The organism is Thermodesulfobacteriota bacterium, assembly GCA_035559815.1.
Taxonomy (GTDB): Bacteria; Desulfobacterota_D; UBA1144; order Nemesobacterales; family CSP1-2; genus DATMAT01.
Genome location: DATMAT010000033.1, coordinates 1 through 24,991 on the forward strand (window position 1 = coordinate 1; position 24,991 = coordinate 24,991).

Sequence of the window (24,991 nt, forward strand, 5' to 3'; positions counted from 1 at the left end):
CGTATTATCTCGGATATATCCAAGCAGGATGTATTACACAACTTTGGCTTTTTGAAAAAGCTACGCATTTCATTGGCACTGGTTCTAGGCTTGGGCATAGACGGGGTGGGACAATTTGTCGGATATTCTCTCGGTGCCGGAGATTCCGAAGAAAGGTTATCGAAGTACGAGTTCCACCGCTACCTTCATCTCTCCAAATCGGATAAGAAGATGTTAATTTGTGGGGGAAACGAGTTAAAATGAATGATCCTCATTCCCCAGAAATTTCAGTTGTTATAGTCACCCCGGATCACTATAATACGATTCGGAAGACGATAAGACACCTGCGGACACAGACGGTCAGGGACAAGTTGGAGGTCGTAATCGTCGCCCCTTCAGCAGACCGGCTTGGCCTAGACCTATCGGAGATGAAGGATTTTCTTCGTTTTCTAGTGGTCGAGGTCGGGGAAATAAAGCTCGTGGCCAAAGCCAAGGCCATTGCGGTCAGGCAAGCTATTGCACCCATAGTAGCCTTTGCCGAGGATCACTGTTATCCGGACCCGGATTGGGCTGAGGCATTGATAGCCGCGCATCAGCAGGGTTTCGCCGCTGTCGGGCCGGCGATGGGAAATGCCAATCCGAACACCATGGTTAGCTGGGCCGGGATGTTTATGGGGTTTGGCCCCTATTTCGAGCCGGCCAGAGCAAGAGAAACCCTCGGACTTCCCTGGCACAACATCTCCTATAAGCGTCAGGTCTTGATGGATTACGGCGATAAGCTCGATTCCATGATAGTGGTGGAGGGCATGCTACTCGACGAATTGCGGGTGAAAGGATATGGGATATACCTCGAGGCGGCGGCTAAGACCTATCATGTGAACATATCTTTACTCTCCTCATGGGTAAGGCAGGCCTTTTGGGGTGGGTGGTTGTTTGCCGCAGTTCGTGCCCGCCAAAAGAGATGGCCACTGTGGCGTCGGTTGCTCTATATAGGGGGCGCACCGCTGATCCCCCTGGTGCGGCTCCGGCGCACGATAAGGGAAATTAAACGCTCCGGCAGAGAACAGAAACTTATCCCCAAAATTTTTCCGGCGCTCATCTCCGGGTTAGTCTCACATGCAACGGGCGAGCTGGCCGGCTACGCCTTCGGCCTGGGTAAAGCAGATGAGCATTATTCCTATTACGAAATGGCCCGTATACGCCATGTCGTCCCCGAAGACCGTGACTTATTAACCTTATAATCAATTTACCCTCTTAAACCAGGGCCAGAAATGGGCTATCTTCCTTCTCCCGAAATTTCGGTAGTGATTGTCACCCCGGATAGCTTCACCACAATCCGTAACACGATAGCATGTCTAAGTAAACAGACCGCCAAGGACCAAATGGAAGTCGTTATCGTATCACCATCGGCTGAGTGCATAAATACTAACAGTCCCGAGCTGAGTGCTTTCCGGTGGGTAAAAATAGTGGAGTTAAGAAATATAGAGTCCATAGCCCAGGGAAACGCAGCGGGGATTCGTAGGGCAACCGCACCGGTCGTTGTCCTAGCCGAAGACCATTCATTCCCCACACCGGACTGGGCTCAAGCTCTCATTGAGGCACATCAGCAACCCTGGGCCGCGGTAGGGCCGGTAGTGTATAACGCCAACCCAGGCAGCGCAATTAGCTGGGCAGATTTTCTGATCGGCTATGGGCATTGGATTGACCCAGGCCGAAAAGGAACCGTAGATCACCTACCCGGCCACAATAGCAGTTACAAAAGTAAGGTCCTGCTTGAATATGGCTCCAAGCTCGAAGGGATGCTTGAGGCCGAGTCTGTGCTTCATTGGGATTTAAGGAAAAAGGGATATCAGCTTTACCTCGATCCGGCGGCAAAGATATATCACGTCAATTTCGGATTAATGTCCTCATGGATACCAGTCCAGTTTCATGGTGGGCGAATGTTTGCGGCAACCCGCGCACAATACTGGTCAATACCGAGACGATTGCTCTATGCCGCCTGCTCCCCGCTCATTCCGGCCGTGCGCTTTAGCCGTATTGTTAGAAAGTTGAAAGGCTCTGAAAGCCCTCACAACATTCCCCGGGGCACATTTCCGGCACTGGCTATAGGCTTGCTGGTGAGTGCATTGGGTGAAATGCTCGGTTACGCTCTTGGTGCGGGAGAGGCAAAGCAAAAGCTGGCTGATTTGGAATTCCATCGAATACGGCACATCTCTGAGCGGGACCGGCTGTTCATAGAAGATAATGAAGCTCTCAAAGGTCTGTAGCCTGAATGGAGTATGGCAACGCCATTGACACCAGGCCACTGACAATGCCGTCGTATACTTTCGCCAACTGTGATTACTTGGCGACGTATTAACCACACAATCAGGATGAGATTCATAGGAGTAAGAGACCTTTATTTACTTTCCGTGATGGTATTAATTCAAGTATTAAGTTGGTTCTCCTCGCCTGGAATAAAACAGTTCTTCAAAAAGGGCATCACATCCATGGCCTATCAATTTTCCAGGAGAAAAAGACGTATTAGCGAAAAAAATATTTCAACGGTTTTTGGCCAAGACCTCAGCGAAGTCCGGAAAAAGGAGATTGTCAAAGGGAACTTCTACGAATTCTGGAACGAGGTTTTTTCCTTGTTCGTTTCCAGTGCAGAAAAACAATCCCTGAAAGGAGCCGAGATCCGTGGACTAGACCATCTGCACACCGCACTCAAAAAAGGGAATGGAGTAATTCTATGGGAGAGTAACAGTTTTGGGGGAAGGAGCTTGGCAAAACGAATCCTTCATGAAAATGGATTTTCCCTATACCAGGTGCACGCTAGGTCCCACATTGGAGGGTTTGCCAATGTTATGGCCCCAGAAACATGGGTGCGCCATCATATCATTAGGCCATTTTTTGAAAAACTTGAAAAAGAATTTATCGAAGAGATCATATACCTGCCTAATTCGTCCTCCCTTGCTTTTACCAGACAGCTCTGGGGCATGTTGGCGCAAAACAAGATCATATGTATCACCGGCGACGGCAGATTAGGGCAAAAACTGATACCTCTCCAATTTCTTGGTCACACTCAGTTATTCTCTACCGGAATGGTTAGCCTGGCCAGGTTATCCGGGGCCCCGATTCTACCGATATTTTGTATTCAAAATAGGAGCGGAAATACGTGCCTGGTCATCGAGCCGCCTATAAATATAGAGGGAAACGAGGACAGAGACCAAGGGTTGAAAAATAGCGTCGCAGAATACGCCGGCTTATTGGAATCGTACATCAGAAAATATCCAGAGAAGTACCGTAGCTGGCACCATCTCGAATCGGGCGGCAAAAACTAACACCAAGATCATGTTCACTGCAAAGTCGAAGGGACAAAGGATTGGTCTTTTGAAGAGTTTATCCTTCAACCCTCCGACTTAGCTCCAGGGTGAAAGCATGGCGTTACTGTGAGTTTCACAGAGCTCTTCATGGTGCGTTCTTCGACAATCTGGGCAGGCTCAGCGTGAAGTGGTATTTAGAATGAGTTATCCCCTACTTCATGGTGAGCGTTTCGGTTAAGTTTATGCTGAGGAATCCAAGCACTCAAGATAAACTCCGTCGAACCATGAGCCCTTCGATAGTTCACCGATTAAATCGGGGACCAGCTCACTACTCCGGACGAAAGGGGTCTTTTATTGCTCATTAACAGCGAATGTAAATCCGCTCATGCTGGGCCTGGTAGAGGGATGCCTATATGGTTGTTCCTGATACTATCCGGCAAGTCGAATTGCCCGCCAGAGGACTGCCTCACAATAACCAGAATAGTAGACATTGATTTCTTCTACGTCATTGCGAATCAATCTCTTATTTTGTGCAAGTTTGACCGGACATAAAAATCAACAACCCTGCATCAAGCTGCACGGTATGATCTTATATTGACACCATCTCAGCTGTCATTGCGAGGAGGATAGCGACGAAGCAATCTAAAAACGAGATTGCTTCACTACGTTCGCAATGACAATATAGTGGTAACCCTGTGGCCAGCCACAGGGGACTCTCAAGTTAAATCGAAGCGAACTGGTGATGCGTAGTCCGTGGAAAGATATACCGGTACTCCTAAGAACCCCGATTGGACGCTCGGAGCTCATTCATGGCATTTGGCATCGATCCTGGCCTATTCTTTCACGACTGGCTGCTCTATACCGAGGTACGGTCGTTCGAAATACCGGCGTTGTGGCTGTAGTAGGTTCATTCGGAAAGTCAACCACAGCCCGGGCGATAGCGGCTGCTCTAGGTGTGCATACTCACCCGCGTTTTCAATTCAATGCATTCAGCTCCGTGGCTCGCGCGGTTCTTCGCATCCGGCCTTATGATCGCCACGCCGTGATTGAGGTAGGAATTAATGGCCCCGGTCAGATGGAGGTCTACGCACGCCTGGTTAAACCGGACATCACAGTGGTTACATCTATTGGAAGCGAGCACAACCGTTCACTGGGAACCCTCGAAGCTACGCGAACGGAAAAATCGAAGATGGTAAGAGCACTCAAGCCAGCAGGCATAGCAGTACTGAACGGCGATGACCCCAACGTTCTCTGGATGAAGAGTGAAACCGTGGCAAAGGTTATAACCTTTGGTATCGATAGCACAAACGATATATGGGCGAGTGACATATCCCTCGATTGGCCTAACGGAACGCGGTTCAAACTGCATACACTAGAAGAGACACGCGACTTACGAATCAGGCTTATCGGCAGGCATATGGTACACCCAATTCTGGCTTCGGTGGCGGTTTCCCTTGCCCGAGGATTTACCCTTGATCAAGTAATTCCAGCGCTGGAAGCTCTAGCTCCGACGCCCGGTCGAATGCAGACCGTCCCGCTTCCAAACGGAGCGTTTATTCTACGTGATGACTACAAGTCCCACCTGGAAACTATTGAAACCGGGCTCGACATTTTATCAGAAATACCGGCACGGCGACGAATAGTAGTGCTTGGAGATATCGAGGAACCACCCGGAGAGAAGTATCCGCTATATCAACTGATTGGAGAACGCATCGCCAAAGTTGCTTCCCGAGCTATCTTCGTCGGCGGTCATAGTTGCAGAAAGTACGCTACCGGCGCAAAGCACGGCGGGATGCCTCGAGAAAGCATCAGTTATGTCGGAGAAAACACGTTTAAAGCTATAGAGTTGCTCCGCCAGGAGATCGGGCCCGGAGACGTCGTGCTAATCAAGGGACGCGGTACCCAGCGTTTCGACCGGGTAGCCCTTTCGCTTATGGGTAAAAAGGTACGCTGCCGTATTAACTATTGTAACGTGAAGAGGCGTTGCGAACACTGCCCCATGCTGGAGCGAGGATGGAATAGCGCTACGCTAGGTCTGGAGCAGCCGAAGAGCTAAAAATAACGGCTCGTGCCGCATAACCATATACTTTAAGATGACCCGTTTATCACCCCTAACTAGAACTAGCAATTTATTTGTGCGGGCCATTACAGTACTTCGAGAAGAAGGTATTAAAAGCTTCTGGTTCAAGTCGCTGGGAGAAATGGGCTATCGCCGGTATCTTCTGCTAGAGCGGTTGCTTGACGACCCTATACCGCATACAGAGCCCCGAGTGCCCATAACAATAGACCTGCTTAAAAAGACCGAGGCCGAGGAATACTCCATGTTTAGAGCAGGAGTCCAGCAGTCTGAAATCATAGCCCGGATTGACTCCGGCCATCGGTGTTTTGTGGCTCGGCATCGAGGGAAGATAATTTCCGTCACCTGGGCGACTGCAAATATGACCGTTCGTAGCTACTATCTCAATCGGGAAATTCGTTTAGGACAGGACGAGGTTTACACCTATGCTTCGTTCACCGAGCCAGACTTTCGAGGCCTATCCGTCTCGCCGGCCTTGAAGGCGGAGATGATCCGGTACTTCCGCTCGGCCGGCTACCGAAGAATGATCTGCTGGGTTCTGCCAGAAAACAGCTCTAGCTTAAAAGCGCTTCACAAAGCTGGTTTTCATACCCTGGGAATGATGGGCTACGTCCGGGTCGGACCGTGGCGAAAGGACTTTTACAGGGTTATCAATCCATGAGAAATATAACCAGTCTGAATCGGGCAGGAGGAGACTCGATTAAACTGCATTCACTAAAACGAGCAGTCAAAATATTAAAAGATGACGGTATCAAGAGTTTGTCCTTAAAACTGCTGGACGAAACGCGCATTTACCGACGGGTGCTCTTGCTTGAACGCCCACTGGATCAAATCACTCCGAATATAAAACCTAGAATTCCGGTGAAAATAGACCTACTGAAAGAAACTGAGATAGATGAGTATCTCGCATTATACACCGGGCCAAATCCCTCCCCTGCTCCTGGTCGGTTTAGCTCCGGCCATTTGTGTTTCGTTGCACGCTATGATGGACAAATTATTTCCGCTTCTTGGGCTGCTACTGATAAAGCCTGGAGCCACTATCTTTCTAGAGAAATTCTGCTGAAACAGGATGAAGTCTACATCTTCGACTCTTTTACCAAGCCTGATTTTCGCGGACTATCTATCTCACCACTAGTAAGAGCGGAGATGATTCGATATTTTCGCTCTGCCGGCTATAGACGAATGATTATAGCGGTAATACCGGAAAACAGGCCAAACATCCGGGCAGTTCAAAAAGTAGGTTTCAGTCCTTTTGGTATTATGGGCTATATTAAGTTAGGGCCCTGGCGATGGGACTTTCATAAGGCAAATAAAATCGAGGGGTGATTACATGCATAAAATAGACCTAGGCTCACTCAAAATATACCAGGACCTCACTGACTGGAACGAAGACCGCACACTTACCGACCAGGTTAAGACTTGTATCGAGGCTCAAAAAAGGGCGGCAGCGGTTTTTTTTCAAAACAGTTTTAAGCCGGACCCTAATGCCGGTGCTGCCGCTGTCTCCGAGGAAGCACTCCAATCCATCCTCCAATCAGGACGGGACGTGCATGGAATAGCTAAGGAAAGGGATATATCCAATGTTATTGTTTTCAATGCCAGAAACATCGGAGACTCGGTATTAAGCACACAGGTAGTGACATTTAGGAAGTCGGTGGACGCCCTTATCTTTAAAAAGATAAAGCAAAACCTCAGGGCCAACGGAAGCTTATCGGTGGCTGCCAGCGGGCATTTCTGGTACCCCCCTGGTGCCTATATGGGCTGGCACACAAACAGCGGAGCCCCGGGATGGAGAATGTATATAAGCCATGCAGAAGAACCGGGTAAGTCTTTCTTCAGATACCGCGACCCTGATACGCAAAAAATCATAACCTCCTTGGACGATGAATGGAACGTACGCCTTTTTGAAATACGGAGAGACAAGCCCCTATGGCACGCTGTATACTCCGATACCAATAGATTCAGCCTGGGATACGTGCTTTATAAAAGCTCATATGCCGAATCACTTCGTCGATTAGTGAAGATGGTTCTTAAATAGATATTCATCAACAAACTTGTACAAATAAGAGATTGCTTCGTGCCAAAAGAAGGCGATTTGTCATGACGCCTCAGGCCTTGTCATTTGTGGGAGTTAAACAACGGAATAATCTATTCAAATTCATCACTGCTAGTTAGCCATTGCTTAAACTAAGATAGACTGCACATAGGTGAAAAGAGTTGCAATATGTTCCGATAAACCACTTTGGCACGAAGTATATTCTGATATCAACTGGTCCAGCCAAGCACATTAGGGTATATGGTTTATCCGAGCCCCTCTCCTGAATTAATTTCTTCAGTATCACAACGTGATTTTTCAATACATGGTTGAATCCAATCAAAAATCAAAACGGTTGGTAGAAATTGCCTGGAGTTTGTATGAACGATTGCCATTAGCAGCTGATGACGTCCTGAAATGGGGATTTCGCTATGTTCTGCCGTTCAAAAATCTCAATATGTCAGTTGCAATCCTACGTGGTCCGACCCAACTCAACGGCCGCCTTGGAACCGTGATTATTGCCGGCTCCGAACATGAAGCCGGGTACTTAATTCACCGCTTCTTTGAGGCTGAATATCAACGTGAGCCGCTAGGTAAGGTGCCATTATGGGACTTGGGTAACACCCTAAAACAGTTGCGGACATCGGCTGACTTGACGATCGCTCACGTAGACCAGTTTTATGCCCGGATGTTCCTTAGTGCGGATTATCTAGCTGTGCCGGAATGGGTGGGTTCCTCACTGGCTTTACCCGAAGATATTAACGAACTGGCCAATAAAAACTATAAACTTAGGAGGGAACTAAAAAGGGTATCAGGCAACAATTTCACATACGAACTGAGTCGAGTTGAAGAAGCCTTTGAACGATTTTATTGTACAATGTTTATTCCTTTCATACGGAAGCGATACGGAGAACAAAGTGTTATCAGGAATATCCACCAGATGCGTCGGATGTTTCATCAGGGTGGTCTGTTCTTCATAAAACGTAATAACCAGCCTGTCGCCGGTCTTCTATTTGAACAACGAAACGAACAACTCAGGTCCATTGCTTTCGGCACAATCAATGGAGAATCGAAGCCTGTGGAAGAAGGCGCCTTCGCTTCGCTATACTTACTTCTTGTCAAACACGCTTATGTCAGCGGCTGTAAGCTCGTTGACTTTGGTGGGTGCCGTCCTTCTCTGAGCGATGGTGTGCTGCGCTATAAGCACAAATGGGGCGTAAGTCTAAGAGAAAAACCTGATACGTGGTATGACTTCCTGGTATATTGGAACCGCTTTAACGGACCGATAATCTCTTTCTTTTCAAAAACACCGCTCATATTCCGAGACCATAAAGGTTTGTCTGGTTTATGTGTGATGGATCAAAAAGAACCTGCAACAAATGCTCAGGTGCGGAAGATTCATCATTCCGTATGGATGCCAGGGCTGAAATGGCTTTATCTTATCAGCGCATCCGGCTGGCGGGCAAATATCAGCAGTCCACCACAAACATGTCTAATCGACCTTAAAAGCTCTGAAAATTTGACTCCACACAAACTCAAATTAAACGGGCTACTGTGATTGAATATAGCTATGTCTCTCTAATCACTAAAAGAAATATTAATGTAAAGATTAACGTGCTCTATGCACATCATGACATCGAGTAAAGTATGAATATGTCTATGACCAGATAATTTTGTTAGCCTAGATAGAAACGTCACTCTCATTTTTTGAGGAAGAACAGGCTTTTTTAACGTCGAGGAGAAAAGAGTTGCCATATAAATGGCGCGAGATACCGGCTCTATTATCCACACCCCTGGGGCGATTTCACCTTATGCACAGTATGTACCGAAGTACCTGGCCGATTCTATCCCGTATCGCCTATACCTATCGGAGCACACTTGTCCGAAACACCCGCATCATCGCTGTTGTCGGTTCCTACGGGAAGTCAACCACGGCGCGCGCTCTAATCTCTGCGTTAGGTAAACAATATCATCCGAGCTTCCAGCGGAACTCCTGGACTGGTGTAGCCCGGGGGATTCTGCGCATTCGACCATTTGACCGACATGCCGCAATAGAGGTCGGGATCCATGGCCCTGGCGAGATGGATATATATGCCCGACTCATCCGGCCGGACATCACCGTCGTCACCTCGATCGGGAGTGAGCACAACCGCTCCCTGGGCACGCTGGAAACGACGCGGTCAGAGAAATCGGCTATGGTAAAAATACTCCGTGAATCGGGCCTAGCCGTGCTTAACGGCGACGACCCGAATGTTCTCTGGATGAAGAACCAGACTTCTGCCCGGGTTATAACCTTCGGCATAGGGGAAACCAACGACGTAATCGCTAGAGATATACAACTTGACTGGCCGAATGGTATGCGGTTCAAACTCCATGCTGGCGGCGAGACAAGGGCTTTAAGCACCCGCCTTATAGGCAAGCACATGGTATATCCCATCCTGGCTACACTGGCTGTAGCCATTGCCGAGGGTCTTGACCTCGACCAGGTGATTAGGGCACTCGAATCACTGCCTCCGACATCCGGCCGCTTACAACCGGTCAGGCTGGCAAACGGTGCTTTTATCCTGAGAGACGACCACAAATCGGGGCTGGAGACGATCGAGACCGCACTGGACGCGCTATCGGAAATACCGGCAAAACGGCGTATCGTGGTGCTGGGAGAAGTAGAAGAGCCTCCGGGAAGCCAAGGTCCTATCTACCGGGCTATTGGTGAGCGCATTGCTCAAATCGCCTGGCAGGCTATTTTCTTGGGCGGAGATACCGGCTGTAAAAGCTATGCTACCGGAGCAAAACGCGGGGGGTTGCCGCCGGAACGAATAATAAACGCTGGAAGAAACTTATTCAAAGCGATTGAGGTTCTGCGTGAAGACCTTAAACCAGAAGACGTAGTACTGATCAAAGGTAGAGACAGCCAGAGACTGGAGCGGGTGGCCTTTTCTCTCATGGGTCTTCCCGTTCGTTGCGATATCAGCTTCTGTAATGCAAAGGTAAACTGTGAACACTGTCCCATGCTGGAGAGAGGCTGGAGAGGACGGAAAGTGGCGATGTAAAGCCGGAAAGGATCGTACGGTGATTTCCGTAGAATATGGTCGAAGGCTACCCTGAGCGTGCTTGATAAACCAGTCTAAACTCCACTCAGGGAATTAGCAGATGTGTGCATACGCGGGCAATAAGAAATAAAACCCTCGTCCGTCCTGAGCCTAGCCTGCCCTGAGTTATACCGAAGGATCGAAGGACCAACACCGGTCTTACTAATCAAAAGACCATGCTTCGACAGGCTCAGCATGAGCGGAATAGCACCCGCTGGAAAGAAAAATAAAAAACCCTTTCACACTGAGCTTGCCGAACTACTCACCACGAAGATGGATAAACCTCACGGTAACATCCCTTCACCCTGAGCGAAGACGAAGGGTGTGTGGCAAAGTTGCAGGCCTGACCGGCTAAGTCGAGTGGTTAGGACAGCGCTAGCGTAGCAAGCATAAAAGAGGAAAACTTTTTATCTATCTAAAGGCCCTGTTTTTCGAACTTGAACCATTGGTTTCTGATTATTTTGAACAGCAGTGAGGAAGAATGATTATTAAATGACACACCCTCGGAGTAAAGCGAGCCAGTGGTTTTTGAGAGGAGCCTGGTGGCTTTATGGTTATTTGCCCGACGGCGTCGGGGATTTTCTTAAAAAGCACTACAGGTATTTACTACCTTTTAAAAATTTGCGTATAACTGTATCCATTCTACGTGGTAAAACCCATTTAAGCAGCCAAGAAGTGACCATTCTATTTGCCAATAGAGAGAACGCCGAGACTGACTACATGACCGACCACTTTTTTGACGGTCAGTACAAGCTGGAGATAGTGGAAAATGTTTGGTCTTGGAATCTAGCTTCCACCCTGAGACTGTTGAGACAGTCCACCGATTTGACTATAGCTCGTATAGACCGGGTCTCCGCCCGTCTATTCTTCAGCCAGGATTATATTGCCGTCCCGGAATGGGTTTGCTTATCGCTCCCGGTGTCTGAGGGTCTGAAGATACCCCCTCGCCGAAGCCGCAGCTTGAAGGATGACCTGCGTATAGTGCGACGGAGTAATCTTCATCCTCATTACACCCAGAACATTTCGGACTTTGATACGTTTTACAATGAGATGTACGTTCCCTCTATTCAAAGACGATATGGTGAAAAGGCATATATACGAAACTTTTACCAGTTGAGACGAAGCCTCAAGCAAGGCGGGTTACTCTGGGTAATGCAAAACAATAAACCGATCGCCGGGCTTCTCTTTAAACGACGGGGCCAGCTCCTTCAAATATTAGCCCTGGGCACTTTAAACGGAGAACGGACCCTGGTGAAAACAGGCGCGCTTACGGCGTGTTATTTGTTCATAATAGAACATGCCAGTAAACTGGGGTGCGAACTTGTTGACTTCGGCGGCTGCCGCCCCTTGCTCAACGACGGCTTGCTGCGGTATAAGCGCAAATGGGGAATGATCATTAATGAAAAACACGACACCTATTATGACTATTTGGTGTACATCAATAATTTCAGCAGAGAGGTAATTTCACTGCTCTCCAATAACCCATTAATATTCAGAGACAATGGCGGCTTATCCGCCATATCTCTGATGGACGGTGAAAACCCGGCGGCGGAGACCGAAGTCGAGAGAGCGCACCATTATATGTGGATAGCGGGTTTAAGACAGCTCTATCTGGTTTCGGCTTCAGGTTGGAAAGAGAACATCAGAACCCCGGTAAAGACACGGCTGGTCGATACAAAAACACTTGAGGATTGTAAAGGTCGTCTATTCGAGGAATATCATGACCGGTAAAGACTACGGAACGATTTCGGTGCACGAAATAGGAAAGGTTGCCTGATGTGCGGAATTTGCGGGGTAGTTTATTCCCATCCGGAAAGGCCGGTTGATAGGGAAATGCTCCGTCAGATGACCGAGATTATGGCCCATCGCGGCCCGGACAGCCAGGGTTTTCATATTGCGCCCGGGGTCGGCCTGGGAATTAGGCGCCTGAGTATTATAGACCTGGAAGCCGGGGACCAGCCGATTTTTAACGAAGACGGGTCCATAATCGTCGTTTGTAATGGAGAGATTTATAATTTCAAAGAGCTCAGGCAAGAGCTACTGGCCCGCGGCCACCGTTTTAAAACCCACTCGGACATAGAGGTAATCGTTCATCTTTATGAAGACCATGGTGAAGAATGCGTCAGCTATTTAAGAGGTATGTTCGGCTTTGCCTTATGGGATAGAAACCGCCGCCAGCTTATGCTCGCCCGAGACCGTCTCGGCATAAAACCGCTATTTTACTCTACGAACATGGAAGGGATATACTTTGGCTCGGAGATAAAGTCCATACTGATGAGCGGCGGTATAGAAAGGGAAATGGACGTGAAGGCACTCAAGGATTTGTTCAACCTGGGTTTTGTCCTTTCACCCAAGACCCTATTTACCCGGATTCGTCGGCTGTTGCCCGGACATTATCTTCTTTATCGGGACGGCAAATCATCCATTCGCCAATATTGGGACGTTCGCTTTCCGACGCGGGGTGAAGATACGCCTCGAAGAAGCCAGCAGGAATGGGCCGAATTACTCAGGTATAAGCTAGAGGAATCCGTAAGAATTCATTTACGGAGCGACGTTCCCGTCGGGGCATGGCTAAGCAGCGGAATCGACTCTAGCTCCATCGCTTCCCTGATGAGCTTAAATAGCGATCGCCCTATAGAGACCTTCTCTCTCGCATTCGAGAACCAGCGGTTTGACGAGATAAGCCAGCAGAAAACCTTGAATCACTTTAAGTTCTATAATCTCGATAACCGACAGGCGCTATGTACTGCTAAGGACTTTGAGATTCTGCCCAAGGCTGTATGGCACTGCGAGGACCCATTCACCACCGGCGTCGAGATTCCTCAAATGATCCTCTCTCAGTTGGCGTCAAATAGCGTCAAGGTAGTACTGACCGGAGAAGGTTCCGACGAAATCTTCGGGGGCTATCCCTGGTTCATAACCCACAAGCTATTACAGCCCTTCACAAAGCTCCCCAGGGGGATGCAAAGATTCTTGGCCCGGATGCCGGCGGTCAGAAGAAGATGGCCGCGGGCAAGCCGAATACTCAGCGCTCCATCCGAGATGAACCTGGCTCGATATAAATTTGTCATCGACTCCGGAATTGCCGAGTTTGATGACCAAATCTTTTCCGACGACCTGAGATACAAACTATCCGACCAATCTAGTGCCGAAGACTCCCTAAGCCTCCCCCGAGAGTTCAATAGCTGGCATACCTTTGCACAACTGCAATACCTGGAACTGAAGGTGCGTCTCCCGGACTATATTACTAGACACTTAGATGCAGCCTCCATGGCCTATTCACTGGAAGCGCGAGTGCCCTTCCTGGACCATGAACTCGTGGAGTTCTCCACTCAAATCCCACCCTCTTTGAAAATGCGAGGCGTTCAGGAAAAACACATACTCCGCCAAGCTATGCGCGACGTTTTACCCAGGGAAATTGCCCAGCGAAAGAAGCGCGGACTCTCCGCCCCGTACGCACAATGGGTGGACGAGCTACCGGCATTTGCCTCGGAATTAATGTCCGAAAACTGTCTCAGAGAAAAAGGATATTTTAACCCCGAGTTTATGACCCAGTTGGCTGGGCAACACGGACTTAGGAAGACCGTCCACAGTAAGTATTTGATGGGCGTCCTCGGAATTCAGCTTTGGGACGACCTTTTCATGAAAGGCTGTAAGCCTCGGAATCAATAAACGAAGTTGAATACAGTTCATAAATTCAAGCATAAAAAAAAATGTCTTTCTCTGGGAATGCTTCCTGAGGCTCCTGTATTTACTCGCATACCTATGGCGTCTATTTCTTTTCCGAACAACCTTTATAGCCATAACCGGAAGCGTAGGAAAAACGACAACCAAAGAGTGTCTAGGGGCCATACTCTCCGCTCATTTTCCTACCGCTATGACTCAATACAATCAAAATGATGCTTACGGTGTCCCCCGTACCATACTTCGAATAAGACCATGGCACCGATTTGCCGTGGTGGAAATCGGAACCAGCCGACCGGGGCGGGTCGGTAAATTAGCTAGACTGGTGAGGCCTCATATCGCTATCGTGCTGGCAGTGGCCAGGACACACATCAACTTCTTCAAGACACTAGAAGAAACAGCCAGAGAGAAGGCCCGGATTTTGGAGCCTCTTTCCTCCGACGGATTGGCCATTCTGAACGCTGACGACCCACGCGTGCTAAGAATGGCCGACAACTGCAAGTGCAAAGTGAAGACGTTTGGTCTATCGAAAGAGTATAATCTATGGGCCGATGAGATATCGTCAAAATGGCCCGAACATCTGACCCTTAGGGTGCATACCCGGTCTCAGGCCGAATGGATTAAGACTAATTTGGTCGGGGAGCACTGGGTGAGCTCGATTTTGGCCGCTGTCCTTGCGGCCCTTTCCTGCGGAATTTCGCTCAAAGATGCAGCCGCGGCACTGGAGAAAGTCAACCCGGCTATGGGTCGTATGCAGCCGGTAGTTGTTCCTTCCGGAGCTATTATTCTACGGGATGAAGAAAACGGCTCGTCGGATACTTTGCTGCCGGCACTGAAGGTCTTGAAAGAAGCCGAAGCTAAGCGTCGGGTACTGGTTATGAGTGATATCTCCGATTCTCGTGATAAGCCCCGTGACCGGCTTAAGAAATTGGGAAAGACTGCCTCACAAATAGCCGACCTAGCAGTCTTTATCGGTGAACACGGGCATCACGCTGTAAAGACGGCCATCGCGTCCGGGATGAAACCGGAGCAGGCTCTTCATTTTAAAGACCTATACCGAGCGGCTCTATACCTACGGTCAGAGCTTCGGAGTGGAGACCTGGTGTTGCTGAAGGGACGAATTACCGACCATCTCTCCAGGTTATTCCTGGCCCAGTTTGGACCAATCGGCTGCTGGAAGACTAAGTGTGGGAAGACTTTTCTTTGCGATATCTGTAAGGAGTTAAAACCAGAGTTCGACCTGGGCGGTTTAGAATCAAGACTATTTATTCAATGAAGGAAAATCATTGGTAGGGAACCATGTTATCCAACCCGTAGATAACATTTTAAGGTACCCTGGCAGAGAGTAAAATCGTGATTTCCCCACTAGACCAACTATTAACACTATACACATTACTGCGTCACCAATATGTCACAAGAGAGGAGGTCGTTGCGTTCCGGAATAAGAGGCTCCGGGACCTGATAGCTCATGCCTATAATAATGTCCCTTACTACCGTAAATTGCTCGACCGTGCAGGTCTTGGGCCCGGCGACATCAAAACCACAGACGACCTCGGCAAAATCCCGGTCACCTCGAAGAACGACCTACGGTCTTTACCAGAAGAAGAAATTGTTGCACGCGGTGTAAACCCAAAAAATCTTGTTGTACGGAGGACCAGCGGCTCCTCAGGCGAACCCCTTATTATTCGCCGCACCTGGTTCGAAGAGAGGCTTCTCGGTACGATTATACTGCGTTCCCGGCAAGACTTTGGGGTGCGAATGACCGACACCACAGCCAGTATAGGGCTTGTCCGGCCAATTCTGCTCAAAGACCGCCTAACTCCGACGCATTTTCTTCAGGCGCTTGGTTTATACCGTAGGGTCGGGATTAGCTGTCTATTACCCCCAGACCGTATTTTGTCCAAACTAGAGCGTACTCGTCCCGATGCCCTGGCCGGGTTTCCCGGAGTGATTTCGCATCTGGCTCGGGTCATCTGCAACGAGGGGCGCTTCTCAATCACCCCTCGCATAGTCATGGTAGGAGGAGAAGTACTTACCCCACTAATGCGAACACAGATTAGCAAAGCCTTCTCAGCCCCGGTTTTCGAGACTTACGGCAGCCACGAATTCAACCAGATTGCCAGACAATGTAAAGAGACGGGAGAACTGCACGTATGTGATGACAGTGTGATCCTCGAGGTTGTTAAAGACGGCCGCCCCGTCGAAATCGGCGAGAGAGGCGAGGTCGTTTGCACAGGCCTCCACTCCTTTGCTATGCCCTTCATCCGGTACAGGTTAGGGGACATTGTCACCAAAGGATTAGAAATTTGCCGATGCGGACAGCCTTTTTCGACGATAAGCACGGTACAGGGGCGTATGCTAGATTATTTTTCTCTCCCGGGAGGACGAATGGTGCATCCTTACGAGATTATACGCATTATCGTCAGCGACATAGCCCCGTGGGTTAGCCAATACCAACTGATACAGGAGAGTGTGGACCGGATTACCTGTCTTGTAGTACCCTCTGCCAATCCTACTCCCTCTCAAGTGGCAGTAGTAGAGGATTCCGCAACCAAATTGCTAGGACCGGGAGTGGAATTCCGGATAGTTCTGGTCCTCGAGATACAATTCGATTCAAACGGAAAGTTCCGTGTGGCCCGTTCGATGGTGAAGTCCGATTACGACGAAATCGACTGGAATCACCCAGAAAAGGTTAGTCCCTGAGCTTTCAACTATGTATATGACCGAATTCGACCGAGATAATGATATAAGCTCCATAGTCGAAACCTTGGGTGACTCCAATGTTACCCAAATATTCGTACACAGCGTCACCTCGCTTAAGAACATCGGCGAGTATATCAAAATTAAGCCGGAATTAGCCAAATATTCGGAAAGAGCCCTGGTATTGGCAAGGCCTGACGATTTGGTCTGCGTTCCGTACGATGTAGACAACCAGCATCTTCAATTCCTCTCCGGACTGGCTGTAGGCACTAAAAAAGAAAAAGTAATAGTTGCTTCTGGTGGCGTTAATACCGGCGTCGGGGCAAGTCTATCTGACCTAGTAGCTGCTAATCCTGATGCGCTTTTGACAATTAGAAGGCTGATTAAGCCCAACAAGAAAATTATCCTGAACCCTTACATAACAACCCACCGAGAAATTAGGCTGGCTTCCACTTTAGAGAAGGTTCTAGCCACGAAAATCCATCTCGATGGTGGAGCCCCGGAGGCAGTCTGCTATGCCGACCAAAAGTGCAAGGTCAGAAATAAAGCACTCGCACTCGGAATACCGGTTCCCCAAGGCGAAGTTATAGAAATCATGCGGGGAGAAGATGGAAGGCCCTTAAGCATGACACCGATCGAGTCCGGCGTAGGCCGCCACATCCATAGAACCGGTAGAGTGGTTATCAAAGGAACTCATGGGACATCCGGAGATTCAACCTTCATCGTAGAAAAAGGTGCTCCTAGCATAAAGCAAGCTCTAAACGAGATTGCGGAGAAAGACTACAACACCACATATATCGTAGAGTCTATGATTGATTTTACCGTCTCTCCAAACGTTCTGATGTATATAGAGCCCGGCAAGGGCGATATTTTCTGCGTGGGCATCACCGACCAGGTCCTTAATGAAAACCTGATGCACGAGGGCAACATTTACCCATCCGTAGCTAACACGTTAAAAGATATGGTACTTTCAGCCAGGACGCTATCAAGGTGGCTGCAGGCGAAGGGATACAGCGGTTTACTGGGGTTCGATTTCATAGAGTATTTTGACCGGGAAAAGGGTCTATACCAGCACTATCTTGCCGAAATCAACCCGAGAACCAACGCCGCCACCTATCCCCGAGCACTCATGGAACACCTTAATAAAGAGCAGAAAAGAAAAGGACGGCCGATTATCCAGGCATTTCTCTCACTCAACGTCAGGACGAAGGCGATTTCGTTCGCAGACATCGAGAAATTATATGACCACTCATTCTTTGACCCGGAAACCGGCAAAGGATTGGTTCCTTTCAATATCGGCTGCCTGGAATACGGCAAGTTTACCGCGGCTCTTTTTGGAAAAACCAGAAACGAGGTTTTGAACATTTATAAGGACCTCTCTATACTGTCACAAAAGGAAGAAGAACAATTAAAGTAGATTATGATGAACATGCAATACTCTACCCCCTCGTTTCAAAATAAGACGCCCTTCATCTCGATTATTATTCCAGTGCATAATGGGGAGAACTATATCGATAAGTGTTTAGATTCAATACTTGCCTCTACTTATAACCCTTATGAAATCATAGTCGTCGACGATGCCTCTACAGACAAAAGCGCTGAAATCAGCAGGGGAAAAGGTGCGTCGGTACTTCGACTGGACCGCCAATCCGGTCCGGCGGCCGCGCGCAATTTTGGCGCTGAGAAAGCAAAGGGAGAAATACTCTTTTTCGTCGATTCCGACATAGTAGTCAAGCCTGATACCATTACTCGCATAGCTGAAGACTTTATGAAGAATCCAGAAATTGTGGCTGTCTTCGGCTCTTATGATGACAGTCCTGCTGCCTCTGACCTGTTGTCCCAGTATCGGAATCTTTTTCACCACTACATACACCAAAATTCTCAATCGGAAGCAAAAACCTTCTGGGCGGGCTGCGGCGCTATTTATCGGGAGATCTTCCATCAACTCAATGGTTTCGATGAATATCTCTACACTAAACCGTCCATCGAGGATATAGAACTGGGGCTACGGATGTGGAAAAGAGGCTACCGAATTCTTCTAGACAAAGAGCTTCAGGTTAAACACCTGAAGCACTGGAAATGGCGAAGTTGTCTGAAAACAGACATCTTTGACCGCGCCATCCCCTGGTCCAGGTTGATTCTGGAGAGCGGTTTATTACCGCGTGATTTAAACCTCCAAATCCCCCACCGGATAAGCGCTTTATTAGTAGGGATATTAGTTCTCACGGTTATCGTCTCGCTTTTAGGCGCTCTTAATCTGTTCAAATTCCCCGCAGATAATTTTTTCATAGCTTCTTTGGCGCTAATCGCCACGCTCCTAATCCTTAATCGAAAGGTATACGGGTTTTTCTATCGGGAGAGGGGACTAAAATTCACTGTCACGGCTATACCACTTCATTTCCTCTACTATTTTTACAGCGGCACTTCTTTTGCCGCATGCTGGCTTCTTCATAGGTTTCCGATTTTACGCTCGGTCTTGCACAAGGCCAATGCTTTCGCCCAAAGTCTTCTTCAAAGAAATTGACCGATGCCACGGACTAATACTAATATTATACTCGCTGTCATGCTTTCCGAGCTGGGCTTATATAATAAACCCAAGGGGCTAAAGTATATTGGTCATGGTACGAAAAGGGAGCCGAACAACGCCTTAGACGGCGATGAATAGAGGAGTTCTTGGTCAAATGATGAACCCGGATATCTTAGTTTCAATCATCATCCCGGTTTACAACTCACAAAAAACCATCTTTGAGTGTCTTAAATCGGTATACGATTCCGATTTTCAGAATTTTGAGGTCATAGTCATCGATGATAACTCATCAGATAATTCCCTAAATGCAATCGGTCAATTCCCCTGCAGGTTAATTAGGATGAGTTACAATTTAGGACCCGCCGCTGCCAGAAATAGAGGGGCGGAAGCATCGGGCGGTGAGATTTTATTCTTTTTGGATTCGGACATTATTATCCAGAAAGACACGATAGGACAGATAGTAGAAACTTTTCGGGGCAGGCCGGAGATATCTGCTCTATTCTGCTCCTATCAAAAAGACACCGTTCCCTCCAATTTCTACTCCCAGTATAAAAACCTGGTACATCACTACACCCATCAAAATTCCCTGGAAGATGCGGCCACCTTTTGCGGCGGTTTTGGAGCGATAAAAAGGGATATATTTTTCAAACTAGGGGGTTTCGATGAAAACTATAGAAGTCTGGAGGATATGGAATTTGGGTACAGACTTTATCAGTTGGGCTATAAGATATTTCTTAATAAAGAGATACAACTTACCCACTGCAAGGAATATACCTTTCTTAGCCTGCTTAGGTCCGATGTTATGAATAGGGCCATTCCCTGGACTAGGTTGATGCTGGAGAAAAGGATATTCCGTAAAGATTTGAATTTAAGGATGAACAACGTGCTGAGTGTTCCCCTGGCGTTCTTGATGTTATTCAACTTGCCATTGATCTATTTTTTGCCCAAAAGCGGATTTCTTTTTTTACCTCTTTTAGTGTCATTCCTGATTTTAAACCAGCGCTTTTATCGCCTTGCTTGGAAAGAAAAAGGCACCCTGTTCACGGTGAAAACGATTTTGATGAACTGGTTTAGCTACCTGTACAGCGGGGTCGGCTTGGCTCTCGGGATTGTTTCTTATTTCAAGGATTTGCACCCTAAGACCAGGTTCCGAGCCTGGACGTGATAGAAGGCTAGGTTTCTGGGGACGGTTCAATACGATAAAGACCATGAGCAGAATAACTCAAAGCATATTCAAGAACGATTCTCAAAAAGTGGTTTTTTGGATAGAAACCGCATCATAAACGTGCGGCCCTCTCCTCACAGATACGTGACCTCGTGGGAACAATTGAAGCTCATTTTAGCCCGAAACCAATTAGAACTTATGACTATTTTTAGGGGTTCCAAGGAAATGCTTTCGCCGGATGTTAAACCCTCTTACATTGTCAAAACCGTTTCCGGGATTATTCCAATTCTGGGTCAAGAAAGGGGCCTCCGATTTAGCCGGTCATTCTAGAATTATTATTACTCCATTCCTGGAAACATACATACATGAAAATACTATTTGTTACACTCGGTCTTCCCTACCCTCCCGACTGCGGGGCGAGAATACACGATTATAACCTCATCAAAAATATCTCTGGGCATCATTCTGTTTTCCTACTGAGCCTTATTACCGAAGAAAAGCAGGTGAGACAAGTAGACCACCTGAGAAAACTCTGCCATTATCTAGATTTTGTCCTGGCAAACTCCCTTTCTGTCAAAGAGCACCTTTTCAGCATTGCGCATACTATTTTGAACGGAAGACCACTAGCGACTCATCCCTTCATATATGATGAAATGATGAATAAGATCAGCAAGGTAATCGGCAAGTATGACCCGGATATCGTCCAGATAGAGCATTCTTTCCTTGCCCCTTACGTTGAGGCCATTCCGACGGATAGCCGGTGTAAGAAGATACTGTCTTTTCATAACCTCGCATTCAACCAATACAAACGGATGTTCTTTCTCAAGACCCCGATTAAGGAGAAATTCCTTTTTTTGGTAAAATGGATGCTGATGCACGGCTGGGAGGCCCGGTATGCCCAAATGTTTGATCATTGTCTTGTCGTCTCGCCTATCGAGAAAGAAGCACTGGGATCAGCTAACCCGAACGTTCCTATCTCGATCGTCGATAACGGCGTCGATACCACGCTTTATCAACCTCTCGGAGAGGGTCCCCAGGAAAATACTTTAATATTTGTCGGAGTAATGGGGTACCCTCCAAACATCGATGCAGTTCTTTACTTTTGCAACTCCATCATGCCTCTTATCCAAAACCGAATACCGGATTTAAAACTGGTTGTAGTGGGACATGAACCGGCTCCGGAAATAAGAGAGCTGGCTGAGCGAGGAAACGTGACCGTTACCGGCTACGTCGAAAATGTAATTCCCTATTATCAGCAATCGCAGGTAACAATAGTTCCCCTGAGAGGAGGCGGAGGAACCAGACTCAAAATCTTAGAGTCAATGGCACTGGGAAGACCGATAGTATCCACGACTCTCGGCTGTGAGGGGTTGAACGTAACTGATGGAGAGAACATTATGATTTCCGATTCACCGAGGGAGTTTTCAGAGCGCGTAATTCAGCTACTTACGGATAAAGGGCTTAGGGAAAGGATAGCCCGTAATGCCCGGCGCTTGGTCGAGACGCATTATGATTGGGCAGTGATTAGCCGAAAACTGATGAAGGTATATGAGAATATATCAGATTACTCCAAAGTGAGGATGTTGGATTAAATATTTTAGAGAAGAAAGTATGAACAGCACTGATATAAGTAAACCAAGGGCTGTTGTAAACTCGGGCAAATTACCTGTTGACAAGTCATACCTTGAGGAGAGTATTGATGTTGTATACACCTGGGTTGATGGAACTAAACCGAAATTTAAAGAACGTTTAAAGACATACTGGCACGATGCCTTATCGGTTCTGCCTGAAAGTATCAGTTCGCAGAGATTCCGCAATAACGATGAGCTAAGATACTCATTGCGATCGCTTGAAGCCTTCGCCCCATGGGCCGGCAATATTTATATAGTCACCAATGGTGACATCCCTAATTGGTTAGATACATCACACAACCGTATCTCGATAATCACCCATGATGAAATCTTTTTAGATAAATCCTATCTACCGACGTTTAATTTAAACGCTATTGAACTTCAGCTTCGACGTCTTCCTTAGCAGGGCTGTCTCTGAAGGTGATTTTATAACAGAGTCCGGCGGGTAGTATATCTACTTTCAAAAAAACCTTTTGCGGAGTAAAACCGACAGAGGACCGGTTCAAGATCGGGCATATGCGTATACACAAAAGGTCATCAATATGCTTTGGGGCAAAAAACGCTCCCGCCTTTTGCCCGCACATGCTCCTCAGCTCTATGATAAGGAAATACTGGTTTATTTAGAGAACATGATCCCCGAAGAGTTTCAAAAAACCTCCTCACACAGATTTCGTTCCGCAGATGATCTGGTTTTAAGGGTACTTTACTTTTTCTTCCTAATTGAATCTTATAAAGGAGATCAGATACATGAGACTGTTACCCTGAATTGGGGGCGTAACACTTATTTTAAGAGTTTAAATACATTAACTGGGAAAGAAAGAATGAGCATGTTGTGTGAGTTTAATTAGTTATAGACTTATCAAATGTCACATATGAAAAAAGTCTTATTTGTCCAAACCACTCTTGAACCTCCTGGGGGCGCAAGGATGGTTGCGGCATGGATGATAGAAGCGCTGAAAAAGGATAATTCCGTCTCCATCTTGACCTGGAAACATCCTGATTTCGAAGAGGTAAACCGATTTTATGGCACTTCGTTAAACGAGTCTGAACTCGGTGTCCACTCCGTCAACCCTGCTTTACGTAGCATTATAGACTTAGACCCTGATCCCGCAACTATTCAGAGGCAGAGCTACCTGATGCGCTTATCCAAGAAATTGAACAGCAAATATGATGTAGTAATTTCCGCCGAGAATGAAATAGACCTGGGGTGTCGGGGAATACAGTATTTTCACTATCCTTATTTGTACGGAAAGATTAAGCCAGATATTGATTTGCCACGTCATCGAAGGTTCTGGGAAACTTTGAAGGGCAGTTACAGGCCCTGGATGCTGCTCTCCGGGTTTTCCTATAGTCGAATGGTAAATAATCTTACACTTGTTAACTCAGATTGGACTGGGAATAAGGTTAGGGAATTTTACGGGATTAGCCCTATAACACTTTATCCTCCGATTCCTGGTACATTCCCCGATATTCATTGGAATAATAGGGAAAACGGATTTGTCTGTATCGGGAGATTCTGCCCCGGGAAGAATTTTGAAACGATAATAAAGATTCTTACGAAGGTCAGAGCGAGAATTCCGGATATTCATTTACATGTCATTGGAACCCCTAGCCCATTCGCAGGTGAGAATGAATATTACTCAAAGCTTATGAGAGTTGTGAGAGAAAATTCACCTTGGGTTCTTTTACACGAAAACTTATCGAGAGAGAAGCTTATAAATCTGATTTCCAGGCACAGGTACGGAATTCACGCAAACATAGAGGAACATTTTGGGATTGCAGTAGGGGAGATGATCAAAGCGGGGTGTATAGTCTTTGTTCATAACAGCGGGGGACAGGTGGAGATTGTTGGAGGGGATGAACGTTTGGTTTATAGGACTGAAGGGGAAGCAGTCGAGAAGATTGTGCGCGTGATGGGCAATCCGGATGAGCAAATGTCATTAATTGATTACTTGAACTCAAGGAAAGAAATGTTCTCAACAGAGAGATTCATGCGTGATATTCAGGAAATCGTAAGGCAATTCCAGGGGGATAAATGATGACTTTAGAAAAGGTGACCATATCGGGCTTTATGATATTGAAAAACGCCGTATCGCAGGGATACCCATTTTTAGAGGCAATCGTGGCTGCGTTCCCCATATGTGATGAGTTCCTTATATCCGATGGCTATTCTTCAGATGAAACATGGGAGGCCTTGCAGAGTTTAAAAAGTAGATACCCGGGCAAAGTCAGACTTTTCAGAGACGAATGGGGAGACAAAACGGAGAGGGGCGAAATCCTTGCGACGATGACCAATCTTTTAAAGGAGAGATGTACTGGCATTTACTGTCTTTATGTTCAAGCCAACGAGATAATACATGAATCATCACTAGAAGAACTCAGGAACCTCCCCGTTCTTTACCCTGACGTGGAGATGTTCAGGTTGCCGTTCTATAACGTCATGGGGGGCAGGCTGCTTTGGATTGTGGATTTTAGGAGGAGGCTGTTTAAAAACAAGGAATATATAATCTCAAAAGGCGATGCCTATGATGTCGGTTACGACCCCAAGCGTTTTATGTTTCGCCCGCGTAAACTAATGGATTATTTGCTGTACGCGAAGGGGGAGCACACCTACTACTTACCCCAGCCGTTCTACAGGTATCGGGCGATTTTTCCTGTGAACTACTTGAATAAGCTCGAATCAAGGGCGGGTTTATATAAGAGAAATAACCTGGCTTATATGTGGAATAAGGAGTATCTCCATGCCAAAAATGCCTTTGAAGGGAGTTAACCGACAACCCAGAAATCATGAACCATCTA

General features: G+C 47.3%; 21 protein-coding genes. All 21 read left to right on the forward strand.

The window, feature by feature from the left end; genetic code table 11:
* Positions 1–243: hypothetical protein (locus VNN20_09145; GenBank protein HWP92348.1), on the forward strand; the 243-nt coding region annotated here is incomplete at its 5' end.
* On the forward strand, positions 240–1,220 hold the full coding sequence (locus VNN20_09150; GenBank protein ID HWP92349.1) for a glycosyltransferase: 981 nt from the start codon (positions 240–242) through the stop codon (positions 1,218–1,220). The genes VNN20_09145 and VNN20_09150, both read left to right, overlap by 4 nt.
* 30 nt (positions 1,221–1,250) lie before the next feature.
* Positions 1,251–2,246, forward strand: a complete 996-nt coding sequence (locus tag VNN20_09155; GenBank protein ID HWP92350.1) for a glycosyltransferase — start codon at positions 1,251–1,253, stop codon at positions 2,244–2,246.
* 147 nt (positions 2,247–2,393) lie between these two features.
* On the forward strand, positions 2,394–3,302 hold the full coding sequence (locus VNN20_09160) for a lysophospholipid acyltransferase family protein (GenBank protein HWP92351.1): 909 nt from the start codon (positions 2,394–2,396) through the stop codon (positions 3,300–3,302).
* Between the two features lie 724 nt (positions 3,303–4,026).
* Positions 4,027–5,340 (forward strand): UDP-N-acetylmuramoyl-tripeptide--D-alanyl-D-alanine ligase, encoded by a 1,314-nt coding sequence (gene murF / locus VNN20_09165; GenBank protein HWP92352.1) that lies wholly within the window; start codon positions 4,027–4,029, stop codon positions 5,338–5,340.
* Positions 5,341–5,419: 79 nt separating this feature from the next.
* Positions 5,420–6,022: a GNAT family N-acetyltransferase gene (locus VNN20_09170; protein ID HWP92353.1), complete on the forward strand. Its 603-nt coding sequence runs from the start codon at positions 5,420–5,422 to the stop codon at positions 6,020–6,022.
* On the forward strand, positions 6,019–6,687 hold the full coding sequence (locus tag VNN20_09175) for a GNAT family N-acetyltransferase (GenBank protein HWP92354.1): 669 nt from the start codon (positions 6,019–6,021) through the stop codon (positions 6,685–6,687). Before VNN20_09170 ends, VNN20_09175 begins: the two co-directional genes overlap by 4 nt.
* Positions 6,688–6,691: 4 nt before the next feature.
* Positions 6,692–7,399: a hypothetical protein gene (locus VNN20_09180; protein ID HWP92355.1), complete on the forward strand. Its 708-nt coding sequence runs from the start codon at positions 6,692–6,694 to the stop codon at positions 7,397–7,399.
* Positions 7,400–7,721: 322 nt separating this feature from the next.
* Positions 7,722–8,954: a hypothetical protein gene (locus VNN20_09185; protein HWP92356.1), complete on the forward strand. Its 1,233-nt coding sequence runs from the start codon at positions 7,722–7,724 to the stop codon at positions 8,952–8,954.
* Between the two features lie 190 nt (positions 8,955–9,144).
* On the forward strand, positions 9,145–10,446 hold the full coding sequence (gene murF / locus VNN20_09190) for a UDP-N-acetylmuramoyl-tripeptide--D-alanyl-D-alanine ligase (protein HWP92357.1): 1,302 nt from the start codon (positions 9,145–9,147) through the stop codon (positions 10,444–10,446).
* Between the two features lie 531 nt (positions 10,447–10,977).
* Positions 10,978–12,216 (forward strand): hypothetical protein, encoded by a 1,239-nt coding sequence (locus VNN20_09195; protein ID HWP92358.1) that lies wholly within the window; start codon positions 10,978–10,980, stop codon positions 12,214–12,216.
* A 45-nt stretch (positions 12,217–12,261) separates the two neighbouring features.
* Positions 12,262–14,157 (forward strand): asparagine synthase (glutamine-hydrolyzing), encoded by a 1,896-nt coding sequence (asnB, locus tag VNN20_09200; protein HWP92359.1) that lies wholly within the window; start codon positions 12,262–12,264, stop codon positions 14,155–14,157.
* Between the two features lie 130 nt (positions 14,158–14,287).
* Positions 14,288–15,445 (forward strand): UDP-N-acetylmuramoyl-tripeptide--D-alanyl-D-alanine ligase, encoded by a 1,158-nt coding sequence (gene murF / locus VNN20_09205; protein ID HWP92360.1) that lies wholly within the window; start codon positions 14,288–14,290, stop codon positions 15,443–15,445.
* 77 nt (positions 15,446–15,522) lie between these two features.
* Positions 15,523–16,872, forward strand: coding sequence for a hypothetical protein (locus tag VNN20_09210; GenBank protein ID HWP92361.1), 1,350 nt, complete (start codon positions 15,523–15,525; stop codon positions 16,870–16,872).
* A 10-nt stretch (positions 16,873–16,882) separates the two neighbouring features.
* Complete coding sequence (locus VNN20_09215; GenBank protein HWP92362.1) at positions 16,883–18,286, forward strand: ATP-grasp domain-containing protein; 1,404 nt, start codon at positions 16,883–16,885, stop codon at positions 18,284–18,286.
* 12 nt (positions 18,287–18,298) lie between these two features.
* Positions 18,299–19,393, forward strand: a complete 1,095-nt coding sequence (locus VNN20_09220; GenBank protein ID HWP92363.1) for a glycosyltransferase family 2 protein — start codon at positions 18,299–18,301, stop codon at positions 19,391–19,393.
* Positions 19,394–19,550: 157 nt separating this feature from the next.
* A complete protein-coding gene (locus VNN20_09225) occupies positions 19,551–20,561 on the forward strand; it encodes a glycosyltransferase family 2 protein (protein ID HWP92364.1) in 1,011 nt (336 codons plus the stop codon).
* A 365-nt stretch (positions 20,562–20,926) separates the two neighbouring features.
* A complete protein-coding gene (locus VNN20_09230) occupies positions 20,927–22,153 on the forward strand; it encodes a glycosyltransferase family 4 protein (protein HWP92365.1) in 1,227 nt (408 codons plus the stop codon).
* Between the two features lie 19 nt (positions 22,154–22,172).
* Positions 22,173–22,595 carry a stealth family protein gene (locus tag VNN20_09235; protein ID HWP92366.1) on the forward strand — a complete coding sequence of 141 codons (423 nt, stop codon included), beginning with the start codon at positions 22,173–22,175 and terminating at the stop codon, positions 22,593–22,595.
* A 523-nt stretch (positions 22,596–23,118) separates the two neighbouring features.
* A complete protein-coding gene (locus VNN20_09240) occupies positions 23,119–24,231 on the forward strand; it encodes a glycosyltransferase (protein ID HWP92367.1) in 1,113 nt (370 codons plus the stop codon).
* On the forward strand, positions 24,231–24,962 hold the full coding sequence (locus tag VNN20_09245) for a hypothetical protein (GenBank protein HWP92368.1): 732 nt from the start codon (positions 24,231–24,233) through the stop codon (positions 24,960–24,962). The genes VNN20_09240 and VNN20_09245 overlap by 1 nt, the downstream gene beginning before the upstream one ends.
* Positions 24,963–24,991: the final 29 nt, after the last annotated feature.

Excerpts from the sequence above, each read along its gene's own strand:
- VNN20_09195 (HWP92358.1), top strand. The coding sequence starts at position 10,978 with ATGACACACCCTCGGAGTAAAGCGAGCCAGTGGTTTTTGAGAGGAGCC.
- VNN20_09160 (HWP92351.1), top strand. The coding sequence starts at position 2,394 with ATGGTATTAATTCAAGTATTAAGTTGGTTCTCCTCGCCTGGAATAAAA.
- VNN20_09240 (HWP92367.1), top strand. The coding sequence starts at position 23,119 with ATGGTTGCGGCATGGATGATAGAAGCGCTGAAAAAGGATAATTCCGTC.
- VNN20_09180 (HWP92355.1), top strand. The coding sequence starts at position 6,692 with ATGCATAAAATAGACCTAGGCTCACTCAAAATATACCAGGACCTCACT.
- VNN20_09220 (HWP92363.1), top strand. The coding sequence starts at position 18,299 with ATGCAATACTCTACCCCCTCGTTTCAAAATAAGACGCCCTTCATCTCG.
- VNN20_09175 (HWP92354.1), top strand. The coding sequence starts at position 6,019 with ATGAGAAATATAACCAGTCTGAATCGGGCAGGAGGAGACTCGATTAAA.
- VNN20_09155 (HWP92350.1), top strand. The coding sequence starts at position 1,251 with ATGGGCTATCTTCCTTCTCCCGAAATTTCGGTAGTGATTGTCACCCCG.
- VNN20_09230 (HWP92365.1), top strand. The coding sequence starts at position 20,927 with ATGAAAATACTATTTGTTACACTCGGTCTTCCCTACCCTCCCGACTGC.
- VNN20_09225 (HWP92364.1), top strand. The coding sequence starts at position 19,551 with ATGATGAACCCGGATATCTTAGTTTCAATCATCATCCCGGTTTACAAC.
- murF (HWP92352.1), top strand. The coding sequence starts at position 4,027 with ATGCGTAGTCCGTGGAAAGATATACCGGTACTCCTAAGAACCCCGATT.
- VNN20_09185 (HWP92356.1), top strand. The coding sequence starts at position 7,722 with ATGGTTGAATCCAATCAAAAATCAAAACGGTTGGTAGAAATTGCCTGG.
- VNN20_09245 (HWP92368.1), top strand. The coding sequence starts at position 24,231 with ATGACTTTAGAAAAGGTGACCATATCGGGCTTTATGATATTGAAAAAC.
- asnB (HWP92359.1), top strand. The coding sequence starts at position 12,262 with ATGTGCGGAATTTGCGGGGTAGTTTATTCCCATCCGGAAAGGCCGGTT.
- VNN20_09235 (HWP92366.1), top strand. The coding sequence starts at position 22,173 with ATGAACAGCACTGATATAAGTAAACCAAGGGCTGTTGTAAACTCGGGC.
- VNN20_09150 (HWP92349.1), top strand. The coding sequence starts at position 240 with ATGAATGATCCTCATTCCCCAGAAATTTCAGTTGTTATAGTCACCCCG.
- VNN20_09215 (HWP92362.1), top strand. The coding sequence starts at position 16,883 with ATGTATATGACCGAATTCGACCGAGATAATGATATAAGCTCCATAGTC.